We start from the raw sequence: 21,548 nt of genomic DNA, 5'->3' as shown, positions 1-21,548 counted from the left end.
TGCCCGATACGCGGTCCGGGCCGAGCCCGGTGGGGTCCGGGGCTTGCCCCGGTTCGGGAAGGGGCGGGTAGGGGACAGGCCCCGCGCAGCGGCCCCGCCCGCACCCGCCGCGCCCGTCACAGCTCGACCCGCAGCTCCTCCAGCCCCCGGATCACGAAGCCCCGCTTCCACCGCGGCTCCTCCACCAGCCGCATCCCCGGCGCCTCCCGCAGCAACTCGCCGAACGACGCCGCCAGTTCGACGCGGGCCAGCGGCGCGCCCAGGCAGTAGTGGATGCCCGCTCCGAACGCGACGTGCGGGTTGTCCGGGCGGGCCAGGTCGAGGGTGTCCGGGTGGGGGAAGCGGGCGGCGTCGCGGTTCGCGGAGCCGAAGAGCAGGGCGAGCTCGGAGCCGCGTGGCACGACGGTCCCGTCGATCTCGATGTCGTCGAGCACCCAGCGTTCGAAGAGCTGGAGCGGGGTGTCGTAACGCATGAGCTCTTCCACAGCTGTGGACAGCAGCGAATGGTCCGCCCGCAGCGCGGCCAGCTGCTCGGGATGGCGGAAGAGGGTCCACCATCCGTTGGCGGTGGTGTTGACGGTCGCCTCGTGGCCCGCGTTCAGCAGCAGCACGCACGTGGAGATCATCTCCTGCTCGCTGAGCCGGTCCCCCTCGTCGTGCGCGGAGATCAGCGCGGAGATCAGGTCCTCCCCCGGCTCCGCCCGCCGCACAGCGATCAACTCCCGCAGGTAGCCGGTGAATTCGACGGACGCCCGGACCGCACGCGCCGCCGTGTCCTGTGACGGATTCAGCTCGTACATCCCGCAGATGTCCGCCGACCACGGCCGCAGCAGATGACGGTCGGACCGCGGGATGCCCAGCATCTCGGCGATCACCTCGACCGGCAGCGGCTCCGCAATCTCGGCGAGCAGGTCACCGCCGCCGGCCTTCTTGAAGTCGGCGACCAGTCCGGCCGCGATCCGCCGTACGACCGGCTCCAGCGCCTGCACGGTCCGGGGTGTGAACGCCTTCGTCACCAGCCGGCGGATACGGGTGTGGTCCGGCGCCTCGAGGTCCAGCAGCCCGTGGTCGTTGAGCGTGTGGAACGGGTCGTGCTCGGGCGGCGGGGGCGTACGCCCGAACTCCTCGTGGCTGAAGCGGTGCAGATACGTCCGCCCCAGCCGCCGGTCCCGCAGCAGCGCCGACACGTCCGCGTGATGCGGCACCAGCCACTGCCGCGTCGGCTCGAACCAGTGCACCCGCCCCCGCTCCCGCAGCTCGGTGAGAGCCGGATACGGATCGGCGACGAACGCCGGGGACCAGGGGTCGAAAGGCACGTCCATGCCGGGGAACGGTAGCCCCGCTATCCGGGTGTGACCAGCCTCGCCTCGTACGCGAACACCGCCGCCTGCGTCCGGTCCCGGAGCCCGAGCTTCACCAGGACCCTGCTCACATGCGTCTTGATGGTCGACTCCGCGACCACCAGGTGCGAGGCGATCTCCGCGTTGGACAGGCCCTGCGCGATCAGCACCAGGACCTCCGTCTCGCGTTCCGTCAGATCACCGATCTGCGTCATCGCCGCCGGCCGCGGATTCTCGGAGAGTTTGGAGAACTCGGTGATGAGACGGCGGGTGACCGTCGGCGCGAGCAGCGCCTCGCCGGCCGCGACCACCCGCACGCCGTCGGCGAGCTGCCGGGCGGAGGCGTCCTTCAGCAGGAAGCCGGACGCCCCGGCGCGCAGCGCCTGGTACACGTACTCGTCGAGGTCGAAGGTGGTCAGCACCAGCACCTTCGCCTCGGCGTGCGCGGCGACGATCTCGCGGGTCGCCTCGATGCCGTTCAGCTCGGGCATGCGGATGTCCATCAGGACGACGTCGGGCGCAAGTTCCGCGACCTTGGTGACGGCCTCGCGGCCGTTGACGGCTTCGCCGATGACCTCGATGTCCGGCATGGCGTTCAGCAGGACCGAGAAGCCCTCGCGGACCATGATCTGGTCGTCGACGATGAGGACGCGGATCGTCATGAGGTCTCCTCGGAGGCGGCGGCCGGCTCGGTGGTGGCGACCGGGATGAAGGCGGTGACCTCGTACCCGCCCTCGTCGGTGGCGGCGGCGGTCATCTCGCCGTTCAGCATCGTCACACGCTCCCGCATGCCCGTGATGCCGTGACCAGCGCCGGGCGAAGGATTCACCAGTCCTCGTGGCGCGGTGTTGACGATCCGCAGGCCGAGGCCGCCGAGCACGTAGGAGATCTCGACCTTGGCGGTGGAGCCCGGCGCATGGCGCAGTGCGTTGCTGAGCGCTTCCTGGATGATCCGGTACGCCGAGAGTTCCACACCCTGGGGCAGCGCACGGACCGCTCCGGTGACCGTTTTCTCGGTCTGCAGACCGGCCTCGCGGACGTTGGAGAGCAGATTGCCGAGGTCGGCGAGGACCGGCTGCGGGGCGTCGGGGGCTTCGTAGTCCTCCGCGCGTACGACTCCGAGGATGCGGCGCAGCTCGGTCAGCGCGGCGACCGCGTTCTCGCGGATCGTGGCGAACGCCTTCTCCAGCTCCTCCGGCGGGTTCTCCACCCGGTAGGGGGCGGCCTCCGCCTGGATGGCGACGACCGACATGTGGTGCGCGACCACGTCGTGCAGCTCGCGGGCGATGGTGGTGCGCTCCTCCAGCAGCGTGCGCCTGTCCCGCTCGGTGGCGGTGACGGTCTGCTGGGCGGCGACTTCCTGCTTCGCGTCACGGCGGACCAGGAACATGCTCACGATCAGCAGGCTGACCGCGGAGGTGAAGAGCATCCCCGGCACGGTGGCCCCGTAGCCGCGCTGGATCACCGTTTCGGCGACCACCCCGTAGGCGGCGGTGATGAGCCACATCCAGGCCGCCGTACGGGGCCGGGTCCGCAGGGCGACGACGGTCATCACGGTGAGATGGGAGAGAAACCCGGCAGGTGCCCAGGGCCAGTCGCCGTAGGAGGCGAGCGCGCTCACGAACGGTGCGCTCACGATCGACACCCACCATGCGCCGACCGGCCGCACCAGCGTCATCACGACAGCGGCTGCCGGCACGAAGCCGCCGAACAGCATCGACAGGCTGCCCCCGTCGTCCGTGTACGCGACGACCAACGTGATGAAGGCGAGGAACAGGACCACGGCGTGCGGCAGCCACACGGCCGCCCGGCGTATCCGCTCTCCCGGCAGCCGGCGGATCACCGGCCCGTCGGCGCGCAGCGGCGACAGCGGCCGATAGGCGAACGCGTTGTGGAAGAGGTCCTGGCGGAGGCCGCTGAGCGCCCCTTGGGCCAGGTCGAATTCGGGGCTGCGGGTCTTCTCGGTCACGTATCGAAGGTACGGGGCCCGGCGGAGGCGGTCGTCAGCATCGATGCGGATCCTGCGGCATCCGTCCTGAGTACTACCTGGTGGGGCCGGGGTTTCAGTAGCCGGCCGGGCGGACGAGGCCCGTCTCGTACGCGAAGACGGCGGCCTGGGTGCGGTCCCTGAGTCCCAGCTTCACCAGCACCCTGCTCACATGGGTCTTCACCGTCTGCTCCGCGACCACCAGAGTGCTCGCTATCTCCGCGTTCGACAGGCCCTGGGCGATCAGTGAGAGCACTTCCGTCTCCCGCTCGGTCAGAGCGCCGATCCGTTCCTTGAGCGGGGCTCGCGGGGCGCCGGTGGTGCGGGAGAACTCCGCGATCAGCCGCTTCGTGATGTTCGGTGAGAGCAGTGCGTCCCCGCCGGCGACGACGCGGACGGCATGCGCCAGCTCGTCCGCCGACGCGTCCTTCAGCAGGAAGCCGGAGGCCCCGGCGCGCAGCGCCTCGTAGACGTACTCGTCGAGGTCGAAGGTGGTCAGCACCAGCACCTTGACGTCGGGCAGGTCGGCGGTGATGCGCCCGGTGGCCTCGATGCCGCCGAGTTCGGGCATCCGGATGTCCATCAGGACGACGTCGGGCAGCGTCCGGGCGACCTGGTCGACGGCGTCGAGCCCGTCGACGGCCTGGCCGACGACCTCGATGTCGGGCTCCGCGTTCAGCAGGACGGTGAAGCCCTGGCGGACCATCATCTGGTCGTCGGCTATCAGTACCCGGATCGTCATGTCTGCTGCTCCGTGGGGAGAAGGGCGGTCACTTCGTACCCGCCGTCGGGTGTGGGTCCGGTGGCGAGGTCGCCCCCCAGCATGGCGGCTCGCTCCCGCATCCCGAGCAGCCCGTGCCCGGTGCCCGGCGACGGCGGCGCTGCTCCGCGCGGCGCGGTGTTGATGATCCGGACGCGCAGCCCGGGGTCGGTGTGGGCGAGCTCTATCCGTACGGAGGCGCCGGGGGCGTGGCGGATCGCGTTGCTCAGCGCCTCCTGCACGATCCGGTAGGCCGACAGTTCGACGCCCGGCGTCAACGGCTCCTGCCGGCCGGTCCTCACGTAACGGACGGACAGTCCGGCGGCTCGCGCGTTCTCGACGAGGGCGCCGAGGCGGGAGAGCGTGGGCAGCGGCGCGTGCGGCGCCGTCTCCGCCGCCTCCGGGTTCTCGGACCGCAGGACGCCGAGTACCCGGCGCAGTTCGGTGAGCGCGTCCAGCGCGTTCTGCCGGATGCCCGCGAGGTTCTCCCTCAGTTCCTCGGTCGGCGCCTCGACCAGGTGCGGAGCGACCTGCGCCTGGATGGAGATCACCGACATGTGGTGCGCGACGACGTCGTGCAGTTCGCGGGCGATACGGCTGCGCTCCTCCAGGACGGTGCGGCGGGTGCGCTCCTCCGCGGTGAGCACCTCCTGCTCGACGAGCCTGCCGCGCGCCTCCCGCCTCCCCCGCAGAGCCGATCCGAGCACGACGGCGACGATGAACAGGATCGTCGCCGCGGGCAGCGACGACTGGTGTCCGCGGCCCTGTGACACCGCCTCCGCGACGGCACCCGTCAGCACGGTGATCAGCAGCACCTCGACAGCGACCCGGACCCGCACCCGCAGGGCGAGCAGCAGCACGATCAGCCCCTGCGTGAGCATCCCGGGGAGCGGCCACGGCCACGGCGTGTCGAGCTCGAGGGCGAAGAGGGTGCCGGACCAGGCGCCGGTGACAGTGAGTCCGGTCGACAGCCACCACGCGGGGACCGGCCGGAACATCGCGAGCAGTGCCGCGCCGCCGAGGGCGACGGCGAGCGGGACGGCCGTCGAGGGAGGAGTGCGGTAGGCGTTCATGAGCTCGAAGGCCTGCAGAACGGTGAGGGCCCACACGACGCAGACGACGAGCAGGTGGGGAAGTCGGCGCAGCAGTCGCGGCCCACCCATCGGCGGCAGCGGGTCGTGGGCGGCGGTGAGGAGATCGTCGCGCAGGGCGCGCCACACCCGTGCCCCCACTCCCCCCTTGGCCATGCCCTCAACCCTAGGCATGTGTCACCTTCTTGGGTGCGGCCGGGGGTGCCTCGGGGGTTCCCACGGGGCGCGGGCGGTGTTCGTACGTGCGGAACGCCGCCCAGCACACCGCGAGCGCGACGGCGAACACCGGCAGCCAGGCCAGCCGGGCCGCCACCCACACCGGGCCGTCGGGGACGGTGTGCAGGCCGGGCAGCGCCCGTCCGGCGAGCAGCCCGGTGGCCGTGACGGCCATCAACGCCGTCTGGTGCCACAGAAACAGCGTCATCGCCGACAGGTTCACCAGGGCGATGGCCGCCCAGAGCGCCGGCCGCCTCATCGCCCTGCGCAGCGGCCGGAGCAGCAGCAGCGCGGCACCGCACTGCGCCAGGCCGAAGGTGACGGCCGCGAGGGTCGGCGGGTTGAGGTTGGAGACGGCCGCGCCGGGGACGCCCACCATGGACGCGGGATACCCGGCCCACAGCACAAGGCAGGCCGTCGCACCGGCGCCGGTGACCAGCAGCGCCCAGCCCGTCGCCCGGCCGCGCAGCTCACCGCGCGCCCACACGGCGCCGAGGCAGTACGGCACGAGCCAGCCCGCGGCGAGGTTGACCCAGCCCAGAGCGTCGGGGGCACCGAACCCGAAACGGAACACGTCGACGTGGAGGACCACCGCCAGCGGCCACAGCGGGTGGAGCCGGGCGACCAGCGGCGTCGCGGCAGTGAGCAGGGCGAAGACGAGCAGGAACCACAGCGGTGACAGGACCAGCGTCAGCAGGGTGCGCAGCGTTTCCAGGGACGTCCCGCCGGCGAGCATCGCGCCCGCCGCGACGGTCCACAGGACGAGGACGGCAGCGACGGGCCGGAAGAGCCGACCGAGGCGTGCGGCCAGCCACCGGCCGTGGGTCGTCCCGCGGGCCCGCGCACTGGTGTGGCTGCGGGTGGCCACGTAGCCGCCGACGAGGAAGAACACGGCGAGGGTCTGGAACGCCCAGGAGACCGGGGCGAGCGGGGGCATGTGGGCGAGAGGGCTCGTCCCGTGCAGCGTGCCGCCGTCGGTGACGAGGGCGGTGACCAGCCAGTGCCCGAGGACGACGCCGAGGATGGCGAACGCCCGCAGGGCGTCCACGGCCCGGTCCCGTCCGGGCGGTGTGGCGGCGCCGACACGGCGCACCAGCTCACGCACCGGGCACCTGGCCGGCGCGGCCCGCGGCGATGAGCGCGAGGTTGTCGAGCGAGACGGTTCCGGGCCGGAGGTAGTCGCTGTGCCCTCCGTCGCCGGCGTCGAAGACGCGGGCGCCGAAGCCGTCGGACACCGGGTCGGTACCGAACCCGATGTCCGTGCCGGGGAGTTCGAGGCGTACGTGGGGCACGTCCGCTATCCAGTCGCCCCTTCCGCGGCCGGCCCAGACGGTGGCGCGGGTGCCCAGCTCGCCGACGGAGTCCGCGCCCGTGCCGGGGCTGCCGTAGAAGGCGATGTCGGCGGCGTCGAGTCCCTGGGCGGCGCGGGCGCACACGACGGAACCGTAGGAGTGGCAGAGCAGTGACAGCCCGGCGCGCGGTCGGGCGGCCTTCATTTCCCGTGCGAACGCCCGCAGTTGCCGAGCGGCGTCGTCGGCGCGGCCGGTGGTGAGCACATCGGTGCTGACGGTCCCCGGCGTGGCGTAGCCGAGCCAGGCGACCACGGCCGTACGCGTTCCGCCCGCCGCCCGGGTGGCGTCGAACAGCGTCACGGCTCCGGCGCGGAAGCGTTCGTAGGTGTCGAGGTTCGTGTCGGAGCCCGGGACCAGTAAGGCGATGCGGTCGGCGTGGGCCAGGTCGCCGAACACCTCGGCGGTGCGCCCGCCGTCACGGCCGTCGAACGTCAGGAGCTGCCGCCCGCCCGCGGCCATGACGTCCAGCGAGGCGGCCCGCCTCCGGTCACCGTGATCGGCCGCAACCCGTGCGGCCTCGCGGATGTTGTCCCGGTTGGCCGCGAACCGTGCTTGCAGAAGCGGGAGTTCGGCCGCGTCGAGCGGACCGAGGGCGGCGGGGGGCGGTGCGGGTACGGCTGAGGGCCCCGCGGCGGCCGAGACAGGGAAGACCACGGCAGCGGTGACGAGCGCGGCGAGCAGGGTGCGCCGAAGGCGGGACGCCATGAGGTTCCTTCCGGTCCGGATCGCTGTGTCAGGACCAGAAGTTATGAAGCGGGGCCGGTCGTCGGCGTCCCGCTGGGGAGCGCTCCTGCGTGGTAGCTCTCAGGTATTACGGGTAGGGCAGGGCCCTTGTGGATCTTGCCCCGGCCCGTACTCCGGACGGCTCGGGGCGGTCGCGGCCCTGGTCGTGGAGCTGATCGCTCTGCGAGCTCGCGCGGCTCGACGCCGGGACACGCCCCGCGACGCTCGACACCGGGACACGACCCGCGATGCCCGCCACCGGGACACGACCCGCGATGCCCGCCACCGGGACACGACCCGCGGGCGTCAAGGGCGCAGGGAGCCGCGCCGCGCCCCCTCCAGGCGGGTGCCGGTCAGCACCGCGCCCTCGGTCCGCGCGGAGATCAGCACCGCGTCCGACAGGTCGGCGCCCGTCAGATCCGCGTCGGTGAGATCGGCCGCGACGAGCCTGGCCCGGCGCAGTGACGCGCCGCGCAGAACCGTGCCCACCAGGCGGGCGCGGGACAGCACCGCGTCGTCCGCGCCGGCGTCGCCGAGATCGGCCCCGGTGAGATCGCTGAGGCCCGCGTTGACCCGGGTCAGCGTCGCGCCCGCCAGCTTCGCCCCACGCAGGTCGGTGCCGGTCAGTTGCGCGTCCGTGAGGTCGCAGCCGCGCAGGTCGCAGCCGCGCAGGTCGGCGTACGAGAGGTGAGCGCCCGTCAGGTCCCTCCCGGAGAGGACCGCGCCTTCCAGCGGAATGCCGGCCAGGTCGTTCTCGGCGCTCCACGGCCGCGTCCAGTCACGCACCAGAGCGTGCCGGTCGCCGTCGCCGGTCAGCGCGTCCCGGATCGCGGCGAGGGCGGAGGCGTTCTCCGGCCGCGACCAGCGCTCCCGCACCTCGGTGGCATGGCTGTTGTCGTCCGGTGACGTCACCGGTCCGGGCAGTCTTCCACCGAGATCTCCGCCACCGCCGCATTCCGGACCTGCTCGAGGTCGGCGATGTACGGCGGCGTGTCGGGCCGGGGCGTGCAGAAGGTGACGTGGGCGGTCAGGAGGTCGTCGTCCGTACCGCCGAGGGACAGGGAGAGGTACGCCAGCACCTGCTGATCGCCGAACTCCTTCTCCGCCGACCGAAGGCAGGCGCCGATGTACGCCAGGGACCGCCGCAGCAGCACCTCGGCACGTTCCTTTCCTGCGCCCGCGGGGAGGTCGTAGTCGGTCATGCCGCGTCCGTTGACCGTGGTCTCCTCCGCGAGCCGGTCGAAGTAGGACCGGTCCTCGTCGGGGCGGAGGTCGGCGAGCACGCGAGCGCCGCTGCCGGTCAGGGACCACCCCCGTTCCACGACCTCGCGGAACATCGGCGGGATGTCCCGCACCGACAGGCAGGTGAGGTCGGCGTCCGCCAAGAGGTCGGCCATCTGCTGGTTGCTGCGCACGTCTATCCCTCGCCGAGTGCGGCGAGCCCCTTCCTGATTCCGGCGATGAAACCGGGGTTGTTGCCGACGGCCTTCTCGATGCTGCGCGGAAGCCCGTCGAAGTTGCCGGTCTCGAAGTTGTACTGGTACTTCGCGCCCTTGTTGCTCTGGTCCTGGAAGTGCAGCTGTCCCGGTCGTTCGCCCGGGTTCGGATTCTCCACGTCGATCCGGTACGGCCCATGGTTCCACAGCGTCTTGCTGGTGATCTGCGTGCCGTTCGCGCCGATCATCCCGGGGCCGTCCGGGTCCTTGATCCCGTAGAGCTCGCGGTTCTCCTTGATGCGGCGCTCGACCACGTCCGGGTGGTACGGGTCCTTCTCGAACCCCGGCGAGGAGGTGTAGCCCTCGCGCAGCGGGTCGTAGGGGGCGAGCCCCAGCGGGTCGGCCCAGGTGTGCGGATTGTGGACGTAGGCAGACGGGTTGGGACCCGGAGCGAGGCCGAGGGGATCCTGGGTGAGGTAGTGGGCGGTCTGCGGGTCGTAGTGGCGGTGCAGGTTGTAGTGAAGGCCGGTCTCGGGGTCGTAGTACTGGCCCGGGAACCGCAGGGGCGTGTAGGTGATGCTCCCCGACGGCCAGGCGGTCTGGCCCCACAGCGTCGTACGCGTGCGCCAGGCGACCTCACCGGCCTCGGAGACGAGTTCGGTAGGGGTTCCGACGAGGTCCGTGGCGATGGCGAAGAACCGTTCGTCGAAGGCCTGCTGCGACGCGTCCGCGCCGAGCACACGCTCCGTCTGTGCCAGCGGCTGCAGCCCCCGGTGGTCCCAGGTCAGGGTCACCGGCCGGGGCAGATCGGGGGCCGTGGTGGTCTGTTCGCACAGGGTCGTGCCGTCCCAGGTGAACAGCACCTCCTCGACGACGGTCTCGCCGTCCGCGGCCAGGCGCTGCTTCGCGGTGCGCCGGCCCAGCGGGTCGTACCGGTAGCGCCAGCACGTCCCGTCGGGGGTGACGACCGCGGTGAGACGGTCCTCGGCGTCCCAGGTGTAGCGCCAGGTGTCGGGCTTGCGGGAGAGGCGGGTCTTCTGCCGCAAGGTGGTGCGGCCACCGCCGTCGTACTCGTACCGCACCGCTCCGGCGCGGGTGAGAGAGGTGCCGTCGTAGCTGCGGGGACCGGTCGCCTCATGGCCGGGGTGCGAGGCGGGCCAGGACGCCGCCGTCTGGTTGCCGGCGGCATCGTAGGCGTACGACTCCGTCCAGCCCTCGGCGGTCACCGCCGTCACCCGGCCCACCGGGTCGAGGTCGAAACGGAAGGAGCCCCGCAGGGAGTCGTCGAGGGCGGTGAGATGCCCGTCGGCGCGGTAGGTGTAGGTGCGGTGGTTGACGGTGCGGTCGCCGCTGACGAGGTCCTGGGTGGTCAGGCGGCCGGCCCCGTCCCTGCCCGACACCAGAGCGAGGGTGTCACCGAAGGTCCGGAGCCGTTCGCGTCCCGCGGAGTCGTGCGAGAAGGTGACGCGGTGCTCGCCGCTGGTCAGGTGGGTGGGGCGGCCTGCGGCGTCGTAGCCGTAGGAGGTGGCCAGGCCCGTGGGGGTGACGCGGCGAACTCTGCGGCCCGCGGCGTCGTAGGCGTAAGTGGTGGCCCGGCCCTCGACGATCTCGGCCTTGAGCAGACCTCGGCGGTCGTAATGCCGGATCAGGCCGCCGTCCGCGCCGGTGGCCTCCAGCAGTCGGCCCGTGGCGTCGTACACGTAGTCGGTGACGGCTCCCGCCGCGTCCTTGCGGACCACCTGACCGAGCGGTCCCCGCTGGTAGCCGACGGACGTGCCGAGCGCGTCGGTGCGGGCGGTGACCTGTCCGGCGGCGTCGGTCGTGTAGCGGACGGTACGTCCGTCGAAATCGGTCTCGGCCACGAGCCGGCCGGCCGCGTCGTACGTGTAGGACCAGGTGTGTCCCTGCGGGCCGGTCACCCGGGTCAGGCGCAGTGCGGCGTCGTGCTCGAACTCGTGACGCACCCCGTCCGGCCCGGTGCGGGCGGCGAGCAGATCGAAGTGCGTGTACTCGAAGCGGGTCGCCAGGCCTGATGCGTCGGTGTGCGCGGTGCAGTTGCCTTCACCGTCGTACGTCCAGGTTTCGGCGCTGCCGTCGGGGCGGACCCGCCGGGCCAGTTCGCCGTCGTCGGTCCATTCGAGGGTGGTCACCGCCCCGAGGGGATCGGTGATGCGTACGAGCCGGCCGAAGGCGTCCCGGTCCCAGTGCGTGGTCCCGCCGAGCGGGTCGGTCACTTCCACGGGCATGCCGGCGGGATCGCAGCGGAACGTGGTGACGGCTCCGAGCGCGTCGGTGGAGGAGACCAGGTGACCGTGGCTGTCGTAGACGTACCGGGTGGTGTGCCCGGCCGGGTCGGTGACGCAGGTGGGATTGCCCCGATCGTCGAACTGCCGCTGCCAACGTGCCCCGTCCGCGTCGGTGAACTCCACCGGCAGACCGCGTTCGTCGCGGACGGTTCCGACCCGGCTGCCGTCGGCGCGGACGATCGTGAGCAGACGGCCCGCCTCGTCGTACACGTAGCCGGTCGTGCGGCCGAGGGCGTCGGTCCGGCTGAGCTGGTTCCCGTGCGTGTCATAGGTGTAGCGAGTGGTGTTCCCCGCCGGGTCCGTGGTGGCCACCACTCGGCAGGCGCTGTCGATCAGATGACGGGTCGTGCGGCCGTCAGCGGTGGTCAGTGTGGTGCTCCGGTGACCGGTGACCGGGTCGGGGAGGCCGTAGGACAGGGTCAGTTGGAGGTGTCCGGCCTGGCCGCCCTCGCCGATGACCCGGTCCTGATCGTCGTAGACGTAGTCGTAGCGGCTGTCGTTGGAGTCGATCCAGGCGATGACCCGACGGCGGTCGTCGTACTCGTAGGTGAGGGTGGCGCCGGAGGGCTTGGTGACGCTGGTGAGGTCGCCGTCCGTATGGCCGTACCGGACGACGGGCTGTGCGTTCCCGTCGGGAAGCCGCAGGGACAGGCCGGTCACCCGGCCGTCGGCCGCTTCGACGTCGAGGTGGTACCCCGCCGAGTGGACGAGGGCGAGCGGCGTTCCGTCGTCGGTGCGGTCGACGGTGACGGTGTGCCCGTTGCGGTCGCTGATCCGCGCCAGCCAGGCGTCCCCGTCACCGCCCGGCTCCACGCCGCGGGGCGCGGTGTAGTGGCGTGTCACGCCGCTCTCCGGGTCGGTGAGCGTGTAGTCGCCGCTCTCCTCTCGGGTCAGCGTCCGGCACACGGTGCCGGACTCGGGGAGGGTGGGCACGCCCGGGACGGGATGCGGGTAGGTGAGCAGCAGGCCGTCCTCGGTGACGTGGACGACACCGAGCGCGTCGATCTCCAGGCGTTCGTCGGCGGTGGAGGACCAGGAGGGCCCGAAATGCCGGCCGCAGGTGTAGCCGGACTCGGTGCGACGGGTGAAGGCCAGCGGCAGCGTGCCGGGGAGCACGACGTCCGTGTGCGGGAGGAACATTCGGCCGGAGGCGAGGTCCACCGGGTCGGTCTCGCCGGAGTGGCGCCGGCCGTCCGGCCGGTTGTGGGTGCCGTTCGGGGCGTCGTCGATCAGCCTGCGCGCCCGGTTGGCGTCCGAGGCCAGGTCCGCCGCCTCCGCGGCGAGGCGCACCCCCTTCACACCGGCCCCGGCGCCGCCGGTGGCGGCGGTCAGCAGCAGGTCCGGCACGAGCCGGCCGAAGCCTTCCGCGGGGTCCTTCATGAAGTTGTCGAGCATCTGCTTGCCCGCGCCCCACGGGTCGTTGGCGACCAGCACCAGGCCGGAAGCCAGACTGTTGAGGCTGGTCGCGTACTCGGCGGGGTGGGTGATGTTGTACGGGTCGGTGGGGTTGACGCTGCGGACGAAGTTGACCAGGCCCGCTGTGCCCTTGACGATGCCGGCCCCGAAATGGGTCTGCATCACCTGGAGTTCCTCCAGTCCGTCCATCGCCTGCTCGCCGTACGAGGGCTTCGGCGGGGCGGCGTCCCTGGCCGCCTGCACCGCCGTACGGGCGGTCTCTGCGGCCGCGTTGCGCTGCTTGCGCGCCTCGGCGAGGATCTCCTGCGCCTCCTCCATCTGCGCCTTGCCCGGGTCGCTGAACGAGCCCGGCTTCGGCGGCAGGGTGGACGGGTCGCGCTCGTCCACCGGCTGGGCGTTGTAGCGGTCGGCGGCCTTGTTGTAGTCGTCGACCTTCTTGTTGTGCGCCTCCACGGCGTCGGACGACGCCTTGGTGCCCGCCTTCCACTTGTCGATGGCGGTCTGCGCCTGGCCCTGCGCCCACTCGACCGTGAGGGCGAAGCTCGCGAGCGCGTCCGCCGCCTTCCCGAAGGCGTCCGCTCCCTTGAACCACTTGGGCGGCTCGATCGACACCGTCTCGCGGAACGCGTCCGCCGCCTCGCCCTTGACCGCGGACGAGTCGAGGCCCTTGAGCCCCTGGCCCACCAGATCGAACGACTTCTCGAGGTCCCGCAGGTGCGAGGCGGTGGACCGCAGCTTGGACGGGCTGCCGTAGACCAGTTTCGTCTTGTCCTCGGTCTGCCCGAGGTCCATCTCGTCGACCTCGGCGCCCATCCGGTTGGCCAGCGAACGGGACTGCTCGCGCACCCAGTCGGCGCCGGACTCCCAGCCGACGTCCTCGAGCCGGTCGGCGGTCCAGTTCCCCGCGTCCTCGACGCGGTTGCCGGCCCACTCGACGCCGTCCTCCACCGCGTCCTCGACCACGTCCGGCGTGATGTCGCTGACGAAATCCCCGATGCCCACGGCTCAGTTCCCCCCGTCGCCCGGCTGCTGCTGCGCTGCCCGCTCCTCGGGTGAGGGGCCGAAGGTGTCGTCCACCGCGCGGTCGAACGCCTCCTGGTCCACGCCGAGCATCTCGTTCAGGATCCGGGACTGACGGCCGCCGTTCCCCTCCGTGAGCACGGCCCGGCCGGTGTCCTTCCAGGTCTGTCCGATCTCGTCGCCTGCCCGCTGGAACGATTCGGGGCTCCAGTCCGGGTTCAGGTAGTCCGGCGTGAACACATCGCCCCAGTTCTGCTTGACGACGTCCTCCTCGGAGGCGTGCGGATTGCCGACCGCGGCATTGACGGCGATCTTGAAGGTGCCCTGGATGTACTGGTCCTCCTCCCAGAGCAGGCCGGCGGAGAGCCCCAGAGTCGCCGCGATGACGTTGGCGTCCTGGAGGAGCGCCCGCACGCCCCATTCCCAGCGCTCGCAGTAGTCCTCGAAGTCCACCGACAGGCCGTGGTGCCCGGCCTCCATCCCGGTCATCGCCATGTCCGAGAAGCCCTTGCCGAGGACCGCCCCGGTGCCCGTGCCGATGTCCCGTAGTTCGGCCATGGCAGAGCGCATCCCGCTGGTGATGCGCTGCACGCTCTGCGGATCGAGCCGCAGGTCCTCCGCGCCGCCCATCAGGCCGCGCCGTCCCCGGCCGGCACGTCCACGGCGACCGCGTCCGGCACGATGCCTCTGACCGGCGGGAAGGCCATCGCCCCGTCCGGATCGGCGATGTCGACCGCCACGCCCGCAGGCACACCCATCGCCGGCACGATCTCGTCGAGCAGCCGCGCCCCGCGCATCTCGGCGAACTCCCAGGAACGGCCCGTCTCCCGTCCGTCGCCGGTGTCCCGCGCGCGGGCGAACCGGGCCAGGGCGGCCTCGTCGGTGAAGGCGCAGATCCAGCGCACCCCGCCGAGCTCGGCGGTCCACAGGCCGCCCCCCTCGACGGGCACCAGGACACGGGCGCGCCGCAACTCGCCCACCAACTCCCGAGGATCGCCCGAGCCGTCCCGCCGCTCGGCGATCCGTTCGGCGAGTGCAGTGCCGTCGCTCACCCGGAACTCCTCCCAGATCGTGCCGGCTTCCGTTCCGCTTCCGTTTCGCCTCGCCGGACACCACGCACGAGTATGGCCCGTCGGTTCCGGGGGCGGGGAGGTCCTCGTCAACTGCCGGCCGCGAACCGGACGGTCGAAGAAGAGGCCGCGGACCGGACCGTCGGAGGGAGAGGCCGCGGACCGGACGGTCAGGGGAGAGGCAACGGACCGCGGTCGGCCGCGGGCGATCCGGCGCTGGTCGCCGTCGCCGTCCACCGGGTCGAAGCCGAGGGTCCCTCGGCGCGGGCGGGGCAGGACTCCTTGCAGCCCTGCGCCACCCGCCCCCCGTGTCAGGCCCGGAAGGCGTCCGCGTGCTCCTCGGCCCACTGGGCGAAGGTACGGGCCGGGCGGCCCGTGACCCGCTCGACCGTGTCGACCACGGTGCGTCCTTCGACAGGCGTGTTGCCGTAGACGTCCAGCAGGAACCCGATGACCTCCTCGGACTGTCCCGCGGCCTTCCACTGCGCGACCGCCTGCTCCTCGCTCAGCTCCACCAGCCGGATCTTCCGGCCCCGGGCGGCGGCGATCGTGTCCACCTTGTCCTCGACGGTCAGCACTTGCGCCCCGGTGATCACGTACTCCCGGCCGTCGTGCCCGTCCTCGGTGAGGGCGACGGCCGCGACGGCGCCGATGTCGGCCTCATGGACCATGGCGCTGAGCCTGCCGACGAACGGTTCGCGTACCTCGCCGTCGGCGCGGATGCCTTCCGCCCATTCAAGGGCGTTGGCCATGAACTCGACGGGCATCAGCACGGTCCAGGCGAGGTCGCTCCCCCTGACCGCGTCCTCCAGCGGGCTCGGACCGCCGCCGTGCAGCACGGTGACCCGCCGCACGCCGGCCTTCCGGGCCAGCTCCACGATGCGCGGGCCGGTGGCCGGCGGGGCGAAGTACGGGCCGCCGAAGGTGATCAGGTGCAGGCCGGTGACGCCCTCCAGGGCGGCGGCCAGGCTCTCGGCGTCGGTGAGGTCGCCCTGCACGACGTCGACGCCTTCGGGGAAGTCGGCCTTCGCGGGGTCGCGGGTCAGGGCGCGAACGGAATGTCCACGGCGGAGAAGCTCCGCCACGACCTGGCGGCCTACGGTTCCGGTTGCTCCGGTCACGAGATTCGTCATGGGAAGAACGTATGAAGCCTTGCGGTCAGTTTCTGTCCGCGATCCCGTGTCACCAAGCGAGTTGGGCGATTTCCTCCGCGACCACCGCGCAGGCGTCGGCCGCCGGGTCGATCAGCGGGAAGTGCCCGACCTCGTCGAGCAGCGTCCACCCCACGGTCTCGCCCGCCTTGGCCGCCGCGCAGACGTATGCCTCCGCGACGGCCTGCGGGACGACGATGTCCGCACGCCCCTGGACCACGACGGTGGCGATACCGGTCGGCACCAGAACGGCGGGATCGGCGTGCGGCGCACGCTTCTCGTACTCGCCCTCGCCACCCAGCAGTTGATGGACCGCGCCGCCGCACACGCCGCGCTCGACGGCCGCCGCGAAGTCGGCGATCGGCGCGAGCGCGACGACACCGCGCAGTGCGGGCGGCGCGGGCAGCCGCCACGGCGAGTCGGCGGGCAGCACGTGACGGGCGGCGGCCCAGAGCGCGAGATGACCGCCGGCGGAGTGCCCGGTCACCACGATGCGCCGCGGGTCCGCCTGCGGCAGCGCCTGCCGCGCCAGGTCCGGGAGCGCGTCCATCGCGGCGGCCACGTCGTCGAACGTCTCCGGCCACCGGCCGGCGACCGGCTCGGCCTCGGTGCCGTCGCCGCCGCCCCGCCGGTACTCGACGTTGGCCACGGCCAGTCCGCGGTCGGCGAGGAACGCGGCGAACGGTGTGATGTGCCGCCGGTCGTACGGCGCGCGCCACGCCCCGCCGTGCAGCACGACCACGAGCGGCGCACCGTCCTGCCCGCCGCGCGGCGCGTAGAAGTCCACGACCTGATCGGGATCGTCCCCGTACGCGGCGGACGCGTCGGGCTCGACGGCGGGGTGCGCGAACGCCGAGGCTTCCTCGGTGGCGTCTCGGGCGACGAGGTCCGGCATGTGGTGCTCCAACAGTCCTGCGAGGCCGATGTGTTCGCTCTGATCAGCGCGGACGCTACCACTGGGCGTCTGCGCGCCAGGCGTCAGTGGGTGGTGGTCTCTTCGGGACGGAGTACGTACGTACCCATACCGGCCTCGGATCGGGTGAGCCCCTCGGCGCGGACCGACTCCATCGCTCGCTGAGCAGTCGAGTTGACGACGCCGAACTCGTTCGCAATCTGCACCACGCTGGGGATCTTGCTGCCGGGCGGGTAGGTGCCGTTGCGAATGCGCTCAATGATCACTGCGGCGATCTGTGGCCACATGGCGCGAGTCCGATCAATGCTCATAGGCCTAGTTGAGTGCGCCTCGGTATTCTTCGCATCCTCAGCGCACTTCGGTATACTTCGGTATGGTGGGCCAAGTTAAGGCCCCGGCGGGTACTGGCGGGCACCCCCGGGGCATGGCCAACGCTTCGAAGGAGCGTCGACGTGCACGACCTTATCCAGGCCCTCGTCCGGTGGGCGAGGCTCCTGCTCATCCCTCCGGGCACCGGCCGGCACCGGCCGCGTCCGGCTCACCCCAGGGCCGCGACCGTGCCGCCCCCTACCACGCGGCTGCCCGCGCTCCGCTCGCCGTACGGGCTCGACGTGCCGTTGAACGGGCACGAGACCGCCATGGTCCGGCCCTACCTGCTCGCGGACGAACAGCGGCAACGGCGGCTCGCCCTCGTGCTCGCCGCCGACTTCGGCCTCGACCTCGACCACCACCTCGTCGGAGCGCAGGGGGCCGCATGACAAAAGACGCCGACCGGCGCCGCGGACCAGTGCGGATGTGCGTGCGCTGCGACCGGATCACCACCGAGCCGGTGCTCGTCTCCGAGGTGCACTCCGCTTCCGGGCCCGGGTTCAACGTCTACGCCTGCATCGGCTGCGCGCCGTTGTTCCCCAGGCCGCCCGATGCGCTCGACCTGCTGGCGACCGGTCTGCGGGACCGGGGGGAGGACGAGCACTGACCGCGCCGGGTCCCGGGGGCGTGTCCCCCGGGACCCTTGTGGTCAGCCGGCCAGCACGTCCGCGAGGACGCGCGCCGCGCGTTCCGTGTCCGCGAAGCCCACGTACAGCGGCGTGAAACCGAAACGCAGCACGTCCGGGCGGCGCAGGTCGCCGACGACCCCGCGGGCGATCAGTTCCGCCATCACCCGCGGAGCGTCGTCGCAGCGCAGAGCGACCTGGCTGCCGCGTTCGGCGCGCGCGGCCGGGGTCAGCGAAGTGACCTGTCCTGCCGGGAGATACGCCTCGACGCACTGCAGGAAGAAGTCCGTCAACGCCAGACTCTTCTCGCGTACCGCCTCGATGGCGATCCCGTCCCAGACGTCCAGCGCCGCCTCGAGGGCGAGCATGGACAGGATGTCCGGGGTGCCGACCCGGCCGCGTACCGCGCCGTCCGCGGCCTCGTAGCCGGCGGTCATCGCGAACGGGTCCGCGTGCGACGTCCACCCGGGCAGGGGCGAGTCGAACGAGGCCTGGTGGCGCTGTGCCACGTACAGGTAGGCGGGCGAACCGGGGCCGCCGTTGAGGTACTTGTACGTACAGCCGACCGCCAGGTCGACGCCGTGCTCGTCGAGCCCGACCGGCAGGGCGCCCGCGCTGTGGCACAGGTCCCAGACGGCGAGCGCGCCCGCGTCGTGGATCGCCGCCGTCAGGGCCGGCAGGTCGTGCAGCCGGCCCGAGCGGTAGTCGACGTGGTTGAGGAGGACCGCCGCCGTGGTCGGGCCGAGCGCGGACGGCACGTCGGCCGGGTCGACGGGGACGATCCGGTGGCCGGTCATACGCGCGGCCGACGCCGCTATGTATCCGTCCGTGGGGAACGTCGTCGCGTCGACGAGGACGTCCGTACGCGCCGGGTCGTCGACGAGCCGAACCGCGCCCACAACAGCCTTGAAGACGTTCACACTTGTGGAATCGCCGACGACGATCTGCCCCGGCGCCGCCCCCACCAGGGGAGCGATCCGGTCACCGATGCGCTCGGGCGCGGTCCACCAGTCTCCCTCGGTCCAGGAGCGGATGCGCAGCTGCCCCCACTGGCGGTTCACCACGTCGGCGACCCGGTCCGGGACATGTGCCGGCAGCGCGCCGAGCGAGTTGCCGTCGAGATACACCGTGTCGTCCAGGGCGAAAAGCTTTCGCGCACCGGCGAGTTCGTCTGCGGCGTCCAGCGCCGCGGCCCGCTGGGCCAGGGACTCAGACATGGCTGCGCGCCGTCCACAGCTCGGGGAAGACGTTCTTGCGGGCGCGCTTCTCCAGCCAGGAGACACCGGCGGACCCGCCCGTACCGACCTTCGAGCCCATTGCCCGACGGGTCGCGACCAGGTGGTCGTTGCGCCAGCGCCACACCAGCTCGCCGACGTCGGTGAGCGCCTCGCCGAGGCGCACCAGCTCGGTGTCCTGCTCTTCCTGCGAGTACACCTCGGCCCAGACCCGCTCGACCGCCTCGGACGGCTCGTACTTCTGCGACAGGTCGCGCTCCAGCACCTCTGCCGGCACCGCGTACCCGCGGCGCGCGAGCAGTCGCAGCACCTCGTCGTAGAGGCTCGGCTCGTGGAGCGCCTTCTCCAGCTCGGCGTGGACCCTCGGTGCTCCGCGGTGCGGCACGAGCATGGAGGCGGACTTGTCGCCGAGCAGGAACTCCATCCGCCGGTACATCGCCGACTGGAAGCCGGAGCCCTCGCCGAGGGCGTCACGGTAGGCGTTGAACTGCGCGGGCGTCAGGTTGGCGATCGGCCGCCACGAGGCGTTGAGCGCCTCCAGCTCGCGCGTGGACCGCTTCAGGGCGTCCATCGCGACAGGTATCCGGTCCTCGCGCAGCGCGCGAGCGGCGGTCTCCCACTCGTGGACGACAACGGTGAACCACAGCTCCATGACCTGGGTGGTGACCAGGAAGACCATCTCGCCCGGGTCGTCCGACCGCGGATGCTGAAGGTGGGTGAGGACGTCCGCCTGGACGTAGTCCTCGTACGGCGTGGTGCCCGCGAAGTCCAGATTCGGGGCGGAGTCATGTGACATTGCTGTCTCCTCGACATCCGGGTAGCGGTCCGCCCCTTCCTTCTCGGTGTGGGCCCCGGTCCCCACCGGCATCATAAGCAGAAGTTCACGCGGGCGGGCCGGTGAGATATGTCCCGTCCTCGTCGAAGGGCCAGGCATTGGAGACACACCCGTTCAAGCCCTTGATCTGCTGCATCATCACCGGAGCGGGCTTTCCGGCGCCGGGGCAGCCCATGTGCGTGCGGATGCCGATCTCGTGTCCTATCTCGTGGTTGATGATCAGGTGGCGGTACTCGGCGGGCGTCCCGGCGAACGTCGGCGAGCCCAGCAGCCAGCGCCGCAGGTTCACCACCACCCCTTCGGCGGTCTCGCAGTTGAGTTCGCCGCGGGTGTTGAGACCCACGGCGAGACAGAGCTTGTCCGCGGTGGACGGCGTGGCGATCTTGATCACGAAGTCGGCGTCGGAGGAGACGAGCTGGAAGCGGCCCCGGCCGTTCGCGGCCCAACCGCGCGGGTGGGCCAGGATCTCCTGGATCTGGGCGGCCGCTTCCCGGGCGGAGACGTCGATGCCGTCCTCGACCTCGACCTTGTAGCGACGGAGCGTTCCCTCGCCGGCCGGAGCGCCGTTCGCCCGTGCCGCGGTGAACGTTCCCGGCCCGGAACGGGGAACCGCGGACGACTGGCTGCTGGGCGGTGACGCCTTGGGCTCCGGGGAGCTGGTCGGGCTCTTCGACGGGGACTGCGAAGGCGAAGGCGATGCCGAGGGCTTCGGCGACGCCTTGGGCGACATCAGCGGCGAGACCTCGGGCTCTTCGGTGGGGGCCGCCGCCTCCGTGACGGTCGGCCGGCCTTCCTTCCAGTGCGCGAGGGCGGCGCCGCCGCCGACCGACATGAGGGCGAGGCACAGGCCCAGCAGCACTATCGAGCCGGTCGACCGGCGCCGGACCGTACTGCTGCGGCTCCGTCGGCGGCTGCGCCCCTTGCGGGCGGCGGCGCGCTGGCCCAAGACAGACCTCTCCCCTGGTTCGGGCCGGTGTTTGGGGGGAGAGGTGAGTGGGGCCTCTGCACCGGCCGTGCAAGCGTGAATTCGGCAGTGCGTGCGATCGTACCGGCCGGGGACCGGCGAACCCGGTCCGGGTCGCCGGTCCCCGGCCGGTGGCCTCGACATCCTCCGTCGGCCGCGTCAGAAGCGCATCAAGCCGGGCGTCCCAGGCGTCAGAGCTGTGTCAACCCTCCTCCGCCCTCGGGACGATGGGCACCACGCTGAGTTGCATGGGCTCGCGCACGGCTTCGGTCGATCGGAGAGCAGGGCCCACTGATCTCGGGGTGTGTCGCTGTGGGCATGGATGCCGTCGGGGTGGCCCTTTCGCTGCTGCCCGTCCTCGTTCTGGCCGTCGTTCTCGTGCGGTTGCTGCGGCGACGCTGACGGCGCGCCCGCAGTGGGCGTGATCCAGAGCATTGCACCGTATGGATGCCGTCAAAGGTGCCGTCAGCGGCGTAAGGGCGTCATCAACGAGGGGCGCTTTCGCGCCAGGGGTGCGCTTTTCTCGTGGTGTCCGTTCCTCTCCGAACCTCTTCCAGGAGCATGCGATGGCCGATGTGGCCTTCGTCGTCACCACGATCGCGGTGTTCGCGCTGGTGGCCCTCATCGCCAAGGGGGTGGCGAAGCTGTGACCACCGAGAACATCATCGGGCTCGTCGTGGCCGTCGCCCTGCTGGGCTACCTCGTCCTCGCCCTCGTCAAGCCGGAGAGGTTCTGAGT

22 protein-coding genes are annotated in these 21,548 nt (G+C 71.8%); 4 read left to right on the top strand and 18 right to left on the bottom strand.

What is annotated here, in order from left to right; genetic code table 11:
* Positions 1-116: 116 nt before the first annotated feature.
* The 15 genes from ACIQ7Q_RS07205 to ACIQ7Q_RS07135 form a co-directional block, all read right to left on the bottom strand.
* The gene (locus tag ACIQ7Q_RS07205; RefSeq protein WP_403857354.1) at positions 117-1,322 is read right to left on the bottom strand and encodes a cytochrome P450; all 1,206 of its coding nucleotides are present in this window, start codon (positions 1,320-1,322) and stop codon (positions 117-119) included.
* Positions 1,323-1,342: 20 nt separating this feature from the next.
* Positions 1,343-2,002 carry a response regulator gene (locus ACIQ7Q_RS07200; protein WP_403857351.1) on the bottom strand — a complete coding sequence of 220 codons (660 nt, stop codon included), beginning with the start codon at positions 2,000-2,002 and terminating at the stop codon, positions 1,343-1,345.
* Positions 1,999-3,309, bottom strand: coding sequence for a sensor histidine kinase (locus ACIQ7Q_RS07195; protein ID WP_403857348.1), 1,311 nt, complete (start codon positions 3,307-3,309; stop codon positions 1,999-2,001). Before ACIQ7Q_RS07195 ends, ACIQ7Q_RS07200 begins: the two co-directional genes overlap by 4 nt.
* Before the next feature lie 94 nt (positions 3,310-3,403).
* Complete coding sequence (locus tag ACIQ7Q_RS07190; RefSeq protein ID WP_403857345.1) at positions 3,404-4,069, bottom strand: response regulator; 666 nt, start codon at positions 4,067-4,069, stop codon at positions 3,404-3,406.
* Complete coding sequence (locus tag ACIQ7Q_RS07185; RefSeq protein WP_403857342.1) at positions 4,066-5,352, bottom strand: sensor histidine kinase; 1,287 nt, start codon at positions 5,350-5,352, stop codon at positions 4,066-4,068. The genes ACIQ7Q_RS07190 and ACIQ7Q_RS07185 overlap by 4 nt, the downstream gene beginning before the upstream one ends.
* Entirely contained in the window at positions 5,345-6,499 is a 1,155-nt protein-coding gene (locus ACIQ7Q_RS07180; protein ID WP_403857339.1) for an acyltransferase, read from the bottom strand. Before ACIQ7Q_RS07180 ends, ACIQ7Q_RS07185 begins: the two co-directional genes overlap by 8 nt.
* Complete coding sequence (locus tag ACIQ7Q_RS07175) at positions 6,492-7,451, bottom strand: alpha/beta hydrolase (protein WP_403857336.1); 960 nt, start codon at positions 7,449-7,451, stop codon at positions 6,492-6,494. Before ACIQ7Q_RS07175 ends, ACIQ7Q_RS07180 begins: the two co-directional genes overlap by 8 nt.
* 324 nt (positions 7,452-7,775) lie before the next feature.
* On the bottom strand, positions 7,776-8,381 hold the full coding sequence (locus tag ACIQ7Q_RS07170; RefSeq protein WP_403857333.1) for a pentapeptide repeat-containing protein: 606 nt from the start codon (positions 8,379-8,381) through the stop codon (positions 7,776-7,778).
* On the bottom strand, positions 8,378-8,884 hold the full coding sequence (locus ACIQ7Q_RS07165; RefSeq protein ID WP_403857330.1) for a hypothetical protein: 507 nt from the start codon (positions 8,882-8,884) through the stop codon (positions 8,378-8,380). Before ACIQ7Q_RS07165 ends, ACIQ7Q_RS07170 begins: the two co-directional genes overlap by 4 nt.
* A 2-nt stretch (positions 8,885-8,886) precedes the next feature.
* Positions 8,887-13,629: a putative T7SS-secreted protein gene (locus ACIQ7Q_RS07160; RefSeq protein WP_403857327.1), complete on the bottom strand. Its 4,743-nt coding sequence runs from the start codon at positions 13,627-13,629 to the stop codon at positions 8,887-8,889.
* Positions 13,630-13,632: 3 nt separating this feature from the next.
* Entirely contained in the window at positions 13,633-14,277 is a 645-nt protein-coding gene (locus ACIQ7Q_RS07155; RefSeq protein WP_403857324.1) for a hypothetical protein, read from the bottom strand.
* Positions 14,277-14,699: an SseB family protein gene (locus ACIQ7Q_RS07150; RefSeq protein WP_403857321.1), complete on the bottom strand. Its 423-nt coding sequence runs from the start codon at positions 14,697-14,699 to the stop codon at positions 14,277-14,279. Before ACIQ7Q_RS07150 ends, ACIQ7Q_RS07155 begins: the two co-directional genes overlap by 1 nt.
* 329 nt (positions 14,700-15,028) lie before the next feature.
* The gene (locus tag ACIQ7Q_RS07145) at positions 15,029-15,850 is read right to left on the bottom strand and encodes an NAD(P)H-binding protein (RefSeq protein ID WP_403857318.1); all 822 of its coding nucleotides are present in this window, start codon (positions 15,848-15,850) and stop codon (positions 15,029-15,031) included.
* Positions 15,851-15,899: 49 nt separating this feature from the next.
* On the bottom strand, positions 15,900-16,763 hold the full coding sequence (locus tag ACIQ7Q_RS07140) for an alpha/beta hydrolase (protein WP_403857315.1): 864 nt from the start codon (positions 16,761-16,763) through the stop codon (positions 15,900-15,902).
* Positions 16,764-16,846: 83 nt separating this feature from the next.
* Positions 16,847-17,092, bottom strand: coding sequence for a winged helix-turn-helix domain-containing protein (locus tag ACIQ7Q_RS07135; protein WP_403857312.1), 246 nt, complete (start codon positions 17,090-17,092; stop codon positions 16,847-16,849).
* Between the two features lie 141 nt (positions 17,093-17,233).
* On the opposite strand from ACIQ7Q_RS07135, the gene ACIQ7Q_RS07130 reads away from it, so the two are divergent.
* Together ACIQ7Q_RS07130 and ACIQ7Q_RS07125 are read left to right on the top strand one after the other, a co-directional pair.
* The gene (locus ACIQ7Q_RS07130) at positions 17,234-17,539 is read left to right on the top strand and encodes a hypothetical protein (RefSeq protein WP_403857309.1); all 306 of its coding nucleotides are present in this window, start codon (positions 17,234-17,236) and stop codon (positions 17,537-17,539) included.
* Positions 17,536-17,757: a hypothetical protein gene (locus ACIQ7Q_RS07125; protein ID WP_403857306.1), complete on the top strand. Its 222-nt coding sequence runs from the start codon at positions 17,536-17,538 to the stop codon at positions 17,755-17,757. Before ACIQ7Q_RS07130 ends, ACIQ7Q_RS07125 begins: the two co-directional genes overlap by 4 nt.
* A 42-nt stretch (positions 17,758-17,799) precedes the next feature.
* On the opposite strand, the gene kynU is transcribed toward ACIQ7Q_RS07125, so the two are convergent.
* The 3 genes from kynU to ACIQ7Q_RS07110 all read right to left on the bottom strand — a co-directional run bounded on the left by kynU (position 17,800) and on the right by ACIQ7Q_RS07110 (position 20,792).
* Positions 17,800-18,993 (bottom strand): kynureninase, encoded by a 1,194-nt coding sequence (gene kynU, locus ACIQ7Q_RS07120; protein WP_403857303.1) that lies wholly within the window; start codon positions 18,991-18,993, stop codon positions 17,800-17,802.
* Positions 18,986-19,807 carry a tryptophan 2,3-dioxygenase gene (kynA, locus tag ACIQ7Q_RS07115; RefSeq protein WP_403857300.1) on the bottom strand — a complete coding sequence of 274 codons (822 nt, stop codon included), beginning with the start codon at positions 19,805-19,807 and terminating at the stop codon, positions 18,986-18,988. The genes kynU and kynA overlap by 8 nt, the downstream gene beginning before the upstream one ends.
* Positions 19,808-19,892: 85 nt before the next feature.
* Positions 19,893-20,792 carry a DUF3152 domain-containing protein gene (locus tag ACIQ7Q_RS07110; protein WP_403857297.1) on the bottom strand — a complete coding sequence of 300 codons (900 nt, stop codon included), beginning with the start codon at positions 20,790-20,792 and terminating at the stop codon, positions 19,893-19,895.
* A gap of 530 nt (positions 20,793-21,322) precedes the next feature.
* Here ACIQ7Q_RS07110 and ACIQ7Q_RS07105 point away from each other — a divergent pair.
* Positions 21,323-21,460, top strand: a complete 138-nt coding sequence (locus tag ACIQ7Q_RS07105) for a hypothetical protein (protein WP_403857294.1) — start codon at positions 21,323-21,325, stop codon at positions 21,458-21,460.
* Positions 21,457-21,546: a K(+)-transporting ATPase subunit F gene (gene kdpF, locus ACIQ7Q_RS07100; RefSeq protein ID WP_403857291.1), complete on the top strand. Its 90-nt coding sequence runs from the start codon at positions 21,457-21,459 to the stop codon at positions 21,544-21,546. The genes ACIQ7Q_RS07105 and kdpF overlap by 4 nt, the downstream gene beginning before the upstream one ends.
* The last annotated feature ends 2 nt before the right edge of the window (positions 21,547-21,548 follow it).

The organism is Streptomyces sp. NPDC096176 (assembly GCF_044763255.1).
Classification (GTDB): Bacteria; Actinomycetota; Actinomycetes; order Streptomycetales; family Streptomycetaceae; genus Streptomyces.
The sequence above is the reverse complement of the archived record's forward strand: the minus strand, read 5'-3'. Positions and strand labels throughout refer to the sequence as shown.